This is a genomic window from Leucogemmata humicola (assembly GCF_055379415.1).
In genome coordinates this window covers 2848761-2861155 of record NZ_AP040875.1, presented here as the reverse complement: position 1 = coordinate 2861155, position 12395 = coordinate 2848761, and the positions used below count along the sequence as shown (strand labels likewise).

The window sequence follows — 12395 nt, the reverse complement described above, 5'->3', positions numbered from 1 at the left end:
ACCAAAGTATTGCGCATCAACCGGTTGTACTGCACCTCTCACAACTCACTTCACACATCCACCGACTTCAGCGTGCGCCGCAGCACGATGGCATCTTCAACCGGCCGACGATAATAGCCGCGCCGCCGGCCCATCTCCTCGAAGCCGCGCGACCGGTACAATCGACGCGCGCGTTCATTCGAGTCCCGCACTTCCAGATACACTTCGGTCGCCTTTCGCAGCACCGCTTCACGCAGCGCCGCATCGAGCAGCGAGCGACCAATGCCACAGCCCCAACCCGACGGAGCGACCGCGAGATTGGCGATCTGCCCCTCGTCGGCAACGAACCACGCGACAACATAACCCAGCACTTCACCGGCGTCACCGCGCGCCGCAACGAAGTAAATCGACGGATGCGCCAGCGCCTCGCGGAACGACTTTTCCGACCACGGATCGCTGAACGCTTCTCGTTCGATCGCGGCGATACCCGGTAGATCGTCCGCCGTGACGACCGCGATCGCTGGCCTCATCCGACCGGCAGCGGACGCCCGTGCGCTGACTCCCACTTCACCTGCGCTTCGGCGAGACGCCCGTACGCCGGCTCCCAGCTCCCGATGTCTGTCGGCCCGGTCGCGACAAGCATGCGCTCGAGCCGAGCGACGGCGCGGGCGAGCGGCGCTGCGACGATCGATCTGGGCGCCGCGACCGGTCCGATGATCGTTGCATCGAACTCCGCGGCGACTGACTCCAGATCCGCCGCCGGAACGAGACGAGCGCGTTCACGCTCGACGATCTCGCCGTCGTCCGCGACCTCATACAGGCCGACATAGAACTCCGCTCTAAGCGCGTCGATCGCCGCCAGATACCGACCCGGCGCCCGTTCGTCGCCACCGACGATCAGCGCCATCGACGAAATTGGATAGAGCGGACAGCCGACGCCGTTCGCCACGCCCTTCGCAATCGCACCGGCGATTCGCAGACTGGTGAAGCTTCCCGGCCCCGCTCCGCACACGACGCGCTCGACCGCCGTCACGTCGACTCCCGCTCGCGCTAGCGTTTCGGCCACCGCGGGCATCAGTCGTTCTTCTTCCGCACCCTTCATCGCCGTCGCCGACTCGGCGAGCAACGTCGTACCCGAAAGAACCGCGACGTTCCCGCCGTACGTCGACGCGTCCAGCGCCAACGTGATCATACGTGACCGCCCGCGTAGAGCAGCCGTCGCGATGGATCTGTGGGAAGGTGCTGCAGGTCGATCGGTACGTGGATGCGCGGAATTCGTCCAGCCGCGCGCTCTGGCCACTCGATGAGGACGAGCGCTTCCTCGGCCATGATTTCATCCCAAGCGAGATTCGTCAGCTCGTCGGGACGCTCGAGACGATACAGATCGAGATGAAACACTGGCGACTTCGAGCCGGCATACCGATGGACGAGGGCGAACGTCGGACTCGTGACGTCGTCCTTCACTCCATATCCGCGGCAGATCGCCTGCACCAGCGTCGTCTTTCCCGCGCCCAGCTCGCCGGCAATGGTGACGATCAGGGGCGGATTGCAGAGTTTACCAAGCCGCTCGCCCCACGCGACCAGTTCGTCGAGCGTGCACGCGAGTCGGCCGTGGTCCGCCAGCGGCGGAATGAGAGGATCGTGAGACACTTATCGTCCACCGCGCGATGAGCCGGCGACCTTTTTCGCGGCTGTGTCCTTCCGAGCTCTGACCTCGAATAGTTGATCGCGGAGCTGCGCGGCCAACTCGAAGTCCATCGCTGCGGCGGCTTCCTTCATTTGCTCTTCGAGCATTTTCTCGAGCGCCTGTGTTTCCATGATCGCGTAGCCACGCGCCGGCTCGGCGACCTTCTTCTTGTCTTCCTTCTCGGCACGTGCGTCGGCGACTCGCGTAATGAAGCGCACCTGATCGATGCTCTTGCTCACCGACATCGGCGTGACGTTGTGATCGACGTTGTACTGCGTCTGCACTGCGCGGCGTCGCGACGTCTCTTCCATACAGCGTTGCATCGAGCCGGTGATGCGATCTGCGTAAAAAATTGCCCGACCGTTCACGTGGCGCGCCGCACGACCCACCGTCTGGATGAGCGATCGGTCGCTGCGGAGGAAACCCTCCTGGTCCGCATCAAGAATGGCGACGAGTGACACTTCCGGAAGGTCGAGACCTTCACGGAGCAGGTTGATGCCGACCAACACGTCGAATTCGCCGAGCCGGAGGCCGCGGACGATTTCCATGCGCTCGATGGCGTCGATGTCGGAGTGCATGTATCGAACCCGTACACCGACCTGCTGCAGGTAGTCGGTGAGGTCTTCCGACATCCGCTTGGTCAGCGTCGTGACGAGCACTCGCTCGCCCTTTCGCTCGCGGACGCGGATCTCGTTGAGCAGATCGTCGACCTGGCCGCGGACCGGGCGAATCTCGATTTCCGGATCGATCAGACCCGTCGGGCGAATGATCTGCTCGACGACGACGCCCTCGGAGAGCCGAAGCTCGAGATCCGACGGAGTGGCGGACACGAAAACCGCCCGCGGCGTGAGCGATAGAAATTCGTCGAACATCAGCGGCCGGTTGTCGAGCGCACTCGGAAGCCGGAAGCCGTATTCGACGAGCGTCAGCTTGCGCGCGCGGTCGCCGTTGAACATGCCGCCGATCTGTGGAAGGCTGACATGCGATTCGTCGACCACGACGAGGAAGTCTTCGGGGAAGTAGTCGAACAGGCACGCCGGCCGCTCGCCTGACTCGCGCCCCGCGAGATGCCGAGAGTAGTTCTCGATGCCGGCGCACGTTCCGATCTCGAGCATCATCTCGATGTCGAAATTCGTGCGCGACTCCAGGCGCTGTGCCTCGAGCAGCTTCCCGGCGTTTCGCAATTCCGCCAGGCGATCCGTGAGCTCGGCCCGAATCAACTTTACCGCGCGCTCGAGCGTGGGCCGCTGGGTGACGAAGTGCTTCGCCGGATAGATCGCCGCGCGCTCGAGAGTGGCAATCGTCTCGCCGGTGAGCGCGTTGATCTTGGAGATCCGCTCGATCTCGTTGCCCCACATCTCGACGCGGACGCCCTGCTCCTCGTACGCCGGCAGAATTTCGACCGTATCGCCGCGCACGCGGAACGTACCTCGATCGAACGACACATCGTTGCGCCCGTACTGGATGCGCACGAGCGAACGGAGAATGTCGTCGCGATCGATCTTCTGACCGGTGAGCAATGTCACCATTTGCTCACGGTATGACACGGGGTCGCCAAGGCCGTAGATTGCCGACACCGTGGCGACGATGATGACGTCCTCGCGCTCCATCAGACTCGATGTGGCGCGAAGCCGGAGCCGATCGATATCCTCGTTGATCGACGCGTCCTTTTCGATGTACGTGTCGGTCGTGGGGACGTAGGCTTCCGGCTGGTAGTAGTCGTAGTACGAGATGAAGTACTCGACGGCGTTGTGCGGGAAGAAGCTCTTGAGCTCACCGTACAACTGCGCGGCGAGCGTCTTGTTGTGGGAGAGCACCAACGTCGGGCGGCCATGCTGCTTGATGACGTTCGCCATCGTCATCGTCTTTCCTGAACCCGTCACGCCAAGCAACGTCTGGAAGCGGTCGCCGCGCTCGAGACCAGCCGAGAGCTCCGCGATCGCTTTTGGCTGATCGCCGGCCGGCTGGAAGGGCGCTTGAAGATCGAATTCTGCGCGGTCCATAGGGTCGGAAGATAACACCTATCTCGGGATTTGTTCGGTCCCTCTTTCGGAGCACATTCTGACGACTGATCAGCCGGTGTCCAGGCCGGCCGCTATCGCCAGCCTGACAGTCTGGGCGCTTGTGGTTCTACTCCTCGCCATTCCGGCGCTCGTCGTCGCCGTCGAAGGCGCGATGCACTTCAACGGTCTGGCCCTCGACGGTCCCTTTCAGCTCTACAACGCCCTTCGCCGCATCCAGGCCGGGTATCGGCCGGGGGTGGAGTTCCAGTTCTTCCACGGTATGGGCGTTCCGTACGCCCACTATTGGTTATACCGCCTGTTGGGCGGAGGGTTCAACGGCGCCGAGCTGTCCCGGCAGCTTCTGGTCACCACGACGTACCCGGTCCTGTTCCTCGCCTTCTTCCGGACCTTCTCGCCGAATTGGCGACGGGCGCTCTGCATGACGGCCGCCACCCTCGCCGCATCGTGGGTGATCAACTTCGGTCCGATCATGTTCGCGGCGATCGGAATGTTGGGTCTGCGCTCCACACTGCCGACGCTCCTCCCCGTTGCGCTGTATCTCCCGCGCACCCGCGGTCATCGGATCGCGGCGACGGGAGCGCTGTTGGGCGCGGCGCTGCTGATGGGCACGGAACAAGGGATCGCTGCGGTCCTCGCCTACATCGGCGTGATGGCGGTGACGACCATTCGCGCGCGCAATCACGGCGAACGTCTGCGCGAGGCCGCGGCAACGATCGCGATCGCAATCGCCGTGATGTCGCTCTGGCTGCTCGCCGTCGGCGGTTTTGCCGGAATGCGCGGTGCACTGCAGTACAACTTCTCGACGGTTCCGAAAGACCAGTACTGGTACTTCGGTGTTCCGCCGAATCGCTTCATCTCGTCGTGGCCTGACTTCGCGAGGCTCTTCGCCGTTCCCCCCGTCGGCATCGGTGTCATCGCCACGCTCGGCGTGGCATTCGTCTACGTGCGTCGCATCTGGAACTTGGCGGATGCAGGAGAGAATGAATCGGCGCGGCGCGCAATCGCGCTCGCAGCACTGCCACTGTACGCATTGGTATCCTGTGGCTCTCTGCTCGGTGTGCGAGACCTACCGTACATCCAACCGCTCTGGCGGACGCTCGTCATTGTTGCTGTGCTCGAGCTCTCGCGCATCGCCGACGCGCGCGATGCTCGCACATCACGAGCGCCGCTATTCGGTGTGCCGCGTGCGCTGGCGCTCGCTAGCGCGCTGGCATCGCTCTGGGCGTTCTCTCGTGTCGGCACCGTGCGTGCAAATCTCGCGCTCGTCTCCCACGTGTTGCGCGACCATGTCGGAGCTGGCGTTGGACTTCGCCCCGAGGGCATTTGGCCACGCACGCTGGCCGAGGGTCAGGCGGTCATCGAGTCACACCGCGGCCCGCGTGGTGAGCTGCCTGTATTGTGGTCGACGTACGCTGGATGGATCGAGGCTCGGAACGGTCTATTCAACCCGTCATTCGACTACGTCATCCAATCACTCGGCCCCGACAACCGGCGGGCATACGTCGACAAGTTTCGCACCATCCGGCCAGCACTCGTGCAGACCGTGGCGCCGGGGTACACACTCTACGAGCCCTGGATCGAGAACAACAACTGGGCGTTCTACGACGAACTGCTCACCTGGTATGACGTCGTGGCGGCCACGCCGTGGTCGCTGTACTGGGAGCGACGTAGCACACCCGCGGCTCCGCCGGCATTGTTGTCGACCATTCCAGTTCCCTCGAAGGCGCCGTATATCGAGCTTCCGGCAGTGCCCGCGACGGGAGGAAACGCCGCGTCGGTGCTCGAGGTCGAAGTTGACTATGAGATCTCTAATCCGCTACACGTACTGCCGTTGATTGGCGCGAACCCGCGATACCTCATTGGTATCGGAGGCGCGCACAACCGCACGCCGGTCTCGCTCGCGCCATACGATCATCGCGCTCGCTTTCTTCTGTTCGTCTCGCCGGGACAACGTCCTTCCCTGCACTTCCAGACCTTCTCGCTGCTCCCGGGTGCGTCATTCACGCCGAGTGTCGTGAGGATCTACTCGCGGGACATCGATCAGCGGAATCAGGCATGGCTGATGTTGATGATCAAACAATCGGAGCCAAACACCGCCGGATGACTTCATCGACCGACTCCCCGCTCACGGCAACGCTGCCTGACCCGTTGAAGGCCCACGCATCGCCACAACATGGCGACCGTCGCCTGCTCTCTACGTTCGTCTGGGTCGTGCTCCTGCTGGTCTTTGCGCTGGCGGGCGTGCTCGTCGCCTTCGAGCGAGCGATGCACTTCGACGGATCGCCGATCGATGGACCGTTCCAGCTCTACAACGCATTGCGCAGGATTGCCGGCGGATTTCGCCCGGGCGTGGATTTCCAATTCTTCCACGGACTTGGAATTCCGTATCTCCACTACTGGCTTTTCCGACTCTTCGGAAATGGCCTGCGCGGGTCGCAACTGGCGCGCGAGCTCCTGACGACGGCGGCGTATCCGCTCGTCTTCTATCTGTTCTTTCGCGCCTTCGTCGGAGACGTGCGACGGGTACTCTGCCTCACCGCGGCGGCGCTCGCACTCTCGTTTGTGCTGAAGTTGTCGGTCGTCTTCTTCGCACTGAATGGAATGCTCGGGTTGCGTTCCGCGCTCCCAACCTTGCTTCCGGTCGCTGCATTTCTCGCGACCACGCGGCGGACGCGCACCGTCATCGTCGGGCTGACGCTCGGATTTGCCCTCTTCATCAGCACCGAGCAGGGACTCGCCGCCGTTCTCGCGTATATCGTGGTGTCCGGCATCGCGATCCTGCGGCGACCGAATCGCCTGGCCGAGTTGGGCGAATCGGCCGCGACGTTGGCCATTGGCGCCGTGACGCTGATCGTGTGCCTCGGCGCAGTCGGTGGAATCGCTGGAATGCGCGGAGCGTTGCGATACAACTTTCGAATCATTCCGCTCGATCAGTACTGGTATTTCGGCAGTCCTCCCAACGCGTTCATTCCGAGTTGGAGCGACGTGGTGCCGATGCTCATCGGTGCGCCGTTCATTGGCGCGGCGGTGCTGCTCTGCTCTATCGCGGTCGCGGTGTACATCCGACGGTTTTGGCTCGCACCGAGCGGCGACGCCGGACGGCGAGCTTTCGCGCTGGCACTACTCCCGGTTTATGGATTGCTGTCGTGCACGTCGCTGCTGGGCGTATTCACAGGAGCGTACTCGCAGCCGTGCTGGCGGGTTCTGGTTCTGATCGCGCTCCTCGAAGGCGCCCGTTTCGCCGAACGCCCGGTCAACCTGTTCGGCCAGCGCGACTGGCTCGGCGTCCCCTCGGTGATGGCCGCGGGCGCGCTCCTGCTCTCGGCACTCGCCCTCGTCCAGGCGCCGATCGTCGCAAACGCGTATACGTCGATCGCGCCGCACCTCGTCGAAGAGCACGTCGTGAATAGAGTGGGCTTCAGCATCGATGAGATGTGGGCGCAGACCTTACGCGACGGACAGCGAACGCTGGATGCCCATCGTGGACCGCGCGGGGAGCTTCCGACGTTATGGTCGACGTACGCCGGCTGGCTCGAGGCGCGGAACGGAATCTTTCACCCGACGTTCGACTACATCATTCACGCACTTGGGCCGGAGAATCGCCGCGACTATTACAACACGTTTCGCGCGACGCGCCCCGCGCTCGTACAAACCGTCTCGCCCGCGATCACGCAATATGAAGATTGGATCGAGAACAACAGTTGGCAGCTGTACGACGAGTTGCTTCGGTCGTACGTGATCACGTCGACGACGCCGTGGTCGTATTTCTGGGAGCGGCGGGCAACGCCGGCGCTAGAGCCCGTCGTGATTGGCACAATGGACGTCCCTGCGGGCACGTCGAGCGTTCCGCTCCCACCCGTTCCCGATAGCCTGCGCTCGCCGGTGACGCTGCTGTCAGTCGAAGTGACGTACGAAACGCGCAACCCATTGCACTGGCTTCCGATTCTTGGTGCCGTGCCGCGATATCTGATTGGTATCGACGGAGCGATTCGCGAACTACCGATCTCGCTCGCGCCGTACGATCAGCAGAAGACATTCCCGATCTTCGTCGATCCAAGCCGCACACCGACGTTGGTCTTCCGAACGTTCTCGCTGCTGCCTGGCGCGTCATTCACGGTTCGACGGCTTCGCGTTTCAGTCGTGCGCGTCGATCCACGCAATGCACAGTGGTTGAACGCAGTCGCGCACTGATCGAGCTAGTCGCGTTTCGCCGCTGCCAGTCTTGGCCGGCGAGGGTCCGTTCCGGGAATCGAGTCGACGCGTCCGCTCACGGCATCATAGACATCGGCAAAGCGCCAGACATAGATCGATTCGCCGGCGTCGAGCGCGACGCGCAGATAAATGCCCTGGCATGCTCCGCGCGCCGCGACGATCCGGCGCAGCGAATCGAGGCCAGGAATGGACTCGTAGGCATTCGCGCCTAGCGTCAGGTCCACCCAGCCTCGCGTGATGTTGTTCGTTGCGTACACGGCGCAAGGACGCGCCGCGGCACGAACGTGAGCGAGCAGATTGGCGTTGCTCTCCAGCGGCGGAATGACGCCGGAGAGTCGCTTCGCCGCGGGATACGAGACGATGAAGACGAGAACGGCGGCCCAGACAAAGAGCGCGCGATCGCGCAACGTCGACGTCAGGAGCGCGCTGAAAAGCGTCAGCAACAAGATGACCAGAACGAGCGCCTTGAGCCGATCGAACGAATAGATGGTCGCGTGCTCCATCAGCACGACGTTCTCGACCAGCGGTATCGACGCGACGATCAGCAACCGACTGGCCCAGACCGGGAGCGTTTGGCGAATGCGCAAGACATAGAGTACCGCGACTCCCGCGCAGAGGGCGAGAAGCAGGCCGAACGACTCGACGTACCCGCGCGCGAGCGATATAAAAGATCCGTGAACGACCGAGCGGGCACCCGCGCGTTCTCGTAGCGCGAGAAGCAGCGGCTCGAGTCCAACCACCGACGCAAACTGCAATACCAACACGAGCGCAGCCGCGGCGCTGGCCATCGCCACTCCCAGCGCGAGCCGACGCGACTCGGAACTCCGGCGCCACCAAAGGACCGCCGCGATCGCGCCGCTGGTCAAGTAGCCGGTCCACTCGATGGCTGGCGCCACGAACCCGAGCGCGAGCAATACGATGCAGTCCACGCGGCGAGGATGAGCGCTCTCGTCGAGCGAGCGAAACACGCGCGCGATCGCAACGAGTTGAGCAAGCCACGCGACCTGAAACAGCGAGTGGTGCCAGTAGACGAGGCCGTGCGAATACGCCGCCTCGAAGGTGAACAGGTACGTGAGCGCGCCAAGCAGAATCACGAAGCGCTGTACGACTTCTTCAATCCCCGCCCGCGCCAGCACCTCAGCGAGGAACAGCCCGAGCAAGAGCGTCGCGACGAGATGAATACCGAAATTGAAAATCATGAGGTGCGCGACCGTGGGCGCCAGGTGCGTCACCTTGAAGAACGCCCACGGCGCGATGAAGCCGAGTGGCGGGAAGGACGTGTAGTAGTAGATGCCGTTCGGTGCGCGAACCGAGGCTCCGAATGGAATCTCCCGATCGAACGGCCTGCCGAGCGTGACGATGGGGAGCATGTGATGCACCGAGACCGGCGTGCGATTCAATGCTTCGACGGTCAGCAACACATGGTACGATGCGCTGACGTTGGTCGGCACGAGACGGTCGTCATACCGGTACCACCGAACCGCCGCCGATGCCGCCCAGAGGAGCAGGATCGGAAGGACGAAGCGACGGAAGCTGACCGGTAACGTGGCGCGCGAGGGCATCGCCTGTTAGACGACTCACGCGCCGGGCAGTCTCGCTAGGTATCCGTCGTGAGGCGCTCTCGACGGGCGACGTCTGTAACGCCCTTCACTCGGCGCGTCGCCCGAATGATCTTCTCGAGGTGTACGAGGTTTTCCACCTCGACGAGCATCGACCCGTTGGTGCGGCCATCGGTACTCCGCAAATCCATGCTCTTGATGTCTGTGCCCGTTGAACTGACCGCGGTCGCAACGTCCGCGTAGAGTCCCCGGCGGTCGTTCGCTTCCACGGCGAGACGCACGAGGAAACGCTCACCCTGCGCTTCCTGCCAATCGATCTCGAGGCGACGCTCTGGTTCGTGTGCGAGCAGCAGCAAATTCGGACAATCCGCTCGGTGAATGCTCACACCGCGTCCACGCGTCACGTAACCGACGACCGGATCGCCCGGAACCGGTTGACAGCACTGCGCGTACCGCACCATGAGCCCATCGACGCCCTGAATGCGAACGCCCTTGGACGTGCGCGTGACGCGATCGACGAAACGCTCGAAGACGTTCGGCTTGGGTAGCTCACCCGTTTCGGCATCGGGGAAAAGATGCTTGAGCGCGAGCGTGACGTTGACATCGCCCTGACCGATCGACGCAAGTAGATGCGTGGCGTCGGTGAGACTGAGCTCACGCGCCGCGGCATCGAGACGATCGTCGTCCGGCTTCGCGAGTTTCCGACGCTTGATCTCACGATCGAGCATCTCTTGGCCCAGCTTCTCGGCTGACGTCTGCGCTTCGCGCTTGAGAACCTGACGAATCTTGTGGCGCGCACGACCAGTGCGAACGTGCGCCAGCCAGTCGCGCGTCGGCTTGGCCGACGTCGCCGTGATGATTTCGACAGTTTCTGAATTGCGGAGCGATCGCGACAGCGGCGCGATGCGTCCGTTGACTCGAGCCCCCTGACAGTGCAATCCGATTTCGGTGTGCACGGCGAACGCGAAGTCGAGCGGCGTCGCGCCCTTGGGGAGCTGGATGACGTCGCCGGTCGGCGTGAAGACGAAGATCTCGTCCTGATACAGGTCGAGTTTGAGGAATTCGAGAAACTCGTCTGGCGTCTTGGCGTCCATCTGGAGCTCGAGCACCTGACGGAACCACGACAGGTGTCGATCGAGCTCGTCGCTCTTCGCGTCTTCTTTGTACCGCCAGTGCGCGGCAACACCAAAATCCGCGGTGCGATGCATGTCGCGCGTGCGGATCTGCACTTCGTACAGCTGTCGTCCTGGACCAAACACCGTCGTGTGCAACGATTGGTAGCCGTTCGACTTCGGCTGCGCGATGTAGTCCTTGATGCGCTCCTGTACCGGCGTCCATCCGTCGTGGATGACGCCGAGGGCGTGATAGCAATCGGGAACGGTATTGACGAGCACGCGAATGGCGAGGAGATCGTAAATCTCCTCGTATGGCTTTTCGCGCTGCTTCATCTTCTTGTAGATCGACCACAGGTGCTTCGGTCGACCAGACACGTCGACACCACGAATGCCCGCCGACGCGAGGCGCGTGTTGAGCGGATCGGCCAGCTGTTTGATCAACGCTTCGCGTTCGACGCGCTTCTGCGCGACTTTCTTGGCGAGCGATTTATACTCTTCTGTTTCGATATGTTTGAACGCCAGGTCTTCGAGCTCCCACCGAAGCTTGGCCATACCAAAGCGGTGCGCGAGCGGCGCGTAGAGATCGCGCGTCTCTTGGGCGATTCTCTTTCGCTTTTCGGGCGGAAGCCAATCGAGCGTACGCATGTTGTGGAGCCGGTCGGCCAGCTTCACGATGATCACGCGCAGATCCTTTGCGATCGAAAGGAGGAGCTTGCGATAGCTCTCGACCTGGCGCTCCTGCGTCGAGCCGCCGGCCGGCAACTTGGCGATCTTCGTCAGACCGTCGACGATCGCCGCGATCTCCTTCCCGAATTCCGCTTCGACGTCGGCAAGCGTGAGGTGCGTGTCCTCGATGACGTCGTGGAGCAACCCGCTCGCGACAGTGATCGAGTCGAGCTGCAGGTCGGCGAGAATCTTTGCGACTTCGACCGAGTGCGTGATGTACGGGTCGCCGGAATTACGGACCTGACCCCTGTGTGCCGCCTCGCCATAGCGATAGGCACGCAGGAGCAGTTCGCGGTCGAGCTTGTCGTGCAATGGAAGCTCGTCCTCGCGCCACCCTGGCATCACTTCACGCACTACCGACGCCGTCGTCACAATAGCCCCGCCTCCGCGAAACTCGTGTACCGTCCCCGTCCAATGATCACATGGTCGTGCACCGGAATGTCGAGCAATCGTCCGGCAGCGACGAGCTGCTCCGTCACCGCCCGGTCGTCCATCGACGGCGCCGGATCGCCGCTCGGGTGATTGTGCACCAACACCACCGCTGCCGCCCGCTCGGCGATGGCTTCCCGAAACACTTCACGCGGGTGTACGAGAGACGAGTTCAGAATCCCGCGTGTCACCGTGATGTCCCGCTCGAGCCGGTGCTGCGCGTCGAGCACCGCGACGTGGAACTCCTCCACCGGCAGGTCCTCCATGCGAGGCGCGAAGTACTCGACCACGTCCCTGGGCGAGCGAATCGGCGTCCCGTCCTGGCGACCTTCGGCCGCCATCCGGCGGCCAAGTTCCAACGACGCGTGTATCATGACCGCACGGGCCGTTCCCACACCGGGTACGGCGGTGAGCGCGGCCACGGGTTGGCGAGCAATCCAACGGAGCGCCCCGCCCGCTTCGGCGAGAACTGCCTGACCGACCTGAACCGCAGTTCGGCCCGACCCTCCTGACCCGAGCAGGATGGCGAGCAGCTCCGCACTGCTCAATACACCAGCACCGAGGTCAATGAGCCGCTCTCGCGGCCGCTCGGAACGGGGCAACTCTCGAATAGTTAACGCCCTTGGCGGGGCTTGACCAGACATGCAGGACCTCGTGGAGGCGG

The 12395-nt window shown here is 63.1% G+C and carries 9 protein-coding genes; 2 read left to right on the top strand and 7 right to left on the bottom strand.

The genetic code is table 11. The features are described 5' to 3' along the window. Positions 1–50 precede the first annotated feature (50 nt). From rimI to uvrB, 4 genes are read right to left on the bottom strand one after another with little or no spacing between them, the layout of a single operon-like run. Positions 51–509: a ribosomal protein S18-alanine N-acetyltransferase gene (gene rimI / locus AC6H4Z_RS11855; RefSeq protein ID WP_497546963.1), complete on the bottom strand. Its 459-nt coding sequence runs from the start codon at positions 507–509 to the stop codon at positions 51–53. Next, positions 506–1171, bottom strand: coding sequence for a tRNA (adenosine(37)-N6)-threonylcarbamoyltransferase complex dimerization subunit type 1 TsaB (gene tsaB / locus AC6H4Z_RS11850; protein WP_497546962.1), 666 nt, complete (start codon positions 1169–1171; stop codon positions 506–508). Before tsaB ends, rimI begins: the two co-directional genes overlap by 4 nt. Then, positions 1168–1629 carry a tRNA (adenosine(37)-N6)-threonylcarbamoyltransferase complex ATPase subunit type 1 TsaE gene (tsaE, locus tag AC6H4Z_RS11845; RefSeq protein WP_497546961.1) on the bottom strand — a complete coding sequence of 154 codons (462 nt, stop codon included), beginning with the start codon at positions 1627–1629 and terminating at the stop codon, positions 1168–1170. The genes tsaB and tsaE overlap by 4 nt, the downstream gene beginning before the upstream one ends. Next, a complete protein-coding gene (gene uvrB, locus AC6H4Z_RS11840; RefSeq protein ID WP_497546960.1) occupies positions 1630–3669 on the bottom strand; it encodes an excinuclease ABC subunit UvrB in 2040 nt (679 codons plus the stop codon). It lies immediately after the preceding gene. Positions 3670–3745: 76 nt separating this feature from the next. On the opposite strand from uvrB, the gene AC6H4Z_RS11835 reads away from it, so the two are divergent. Then, positions 3746–5794, top strand: a complete 2049-nt coding sequence (locus AC6H4Z_RS11835; RefSeq protein ID WP_497546959.1) for a hypothetical protein — start codon at positions 3746–3748, stop codon at positions 5792–5794. Next, positions 5791–7881, top strand: a complete 2091-nt coding sequence (locus AC6H4Z_RS11830; protein ID WP_497546958.1) for a hypothetical protein — start codon at positions 5791–5793, stop codon at positions 7879–7881. The genes AC6H4Z_RS11835 and AC6H4Z_RS11830 overlap by 4 nt, the downstream gene beginning before the upstream one ends. Positions 7882–7886: 5 nt before the next feature. On the opposite strand, the gene AC6H4Z_RS11825 is transcribed toward AC6H4Z_RS11830, so the two are convergent. From AC6H4Z_RS11825 to radC, 3 genes are read right to left on the bottom strand one after another with little or no spacing between them, the layout of a single operon-like run. After that, positions 7887–9464 (bottom strand): hypothetical protein, encoded by a 1578-nt coding sequence (locus AC6H4Z_RS11825; RefSeq protein ID WP_497546957.1) that lies wholly within the window; start codon positions 9462–9464, stop codon positions 7887–7889. Between the two features lie 35 nt (positions 9465–9499). Continuing rightward, complete coding sequence (locus AC6H4Z_RS11820; protein ID WP_497546956.1) at positions 9500–11674, bottom strand: RelA/SpoT family protein; 2175 nt, start codon at positions 11672–11674, stop codon at positions 9500–9502. Further along, positions 11671–12375, bottom strand: a complete 705-nt coding sequence (gene radC / locus AC6H4Z_RS11815) for a RadC family protein (protein ID WP_497546955.1) — start codon at positions 12373–12375, stop codon at positions 11671–11673. The genes AC6H4Z_RS11820 and radC overlap by 4 nt, the downstream gene beginning before the upstream one ends. Between the last annotated feature and the right edge of the window lie 20 nt (positions 12376–12395).

Bases quoted from the DNA above. Each gene is read 5' to 3' on its own strand.
- AC6H4Z_RS11825 (WP_497546957.1), bottom strand. From the start codon at position 9,464: ATGCCCTCGCGCGCCACGTTACCGGTCAGCTTCCGTCGCTTCGTCCTT.
- tsaB (WP_497546962.1), bottom strand. From the start codon at position 1,171: ATGATCACGTTGGCGCTGGACGCGTCGACGTACGGCGGGAACGTCGCG.
- radC (WP_497546955.1), bottom strand. From the start codon at position 12,375: ATGTCTGGTCAAGCCCCGCCAAGGGCGTTAACTATTCGAGAGTTGCCC.
- AC6H4Z_RS11830 (WP_497546958.1), top strand. From the start codon at position 5,791: ATGACTTCATCGACCGACTCCCCGCTCACGGCAACGCTGCCTGACCCG.
- uvrB (WP_497546960.1), bottom strand. From the start codon at position 3,669: ATGGACCGCGCAGAATTCGATCTTCAAGCGCCCTTCCAGCCGGCCGGC.
- rimI (WP_497546963.1), bottom strand. From the start codon at position 509: ATGAGGCCAGCGATCGCGGTCGTCACGGCGGACGATCTACCGGGTATC.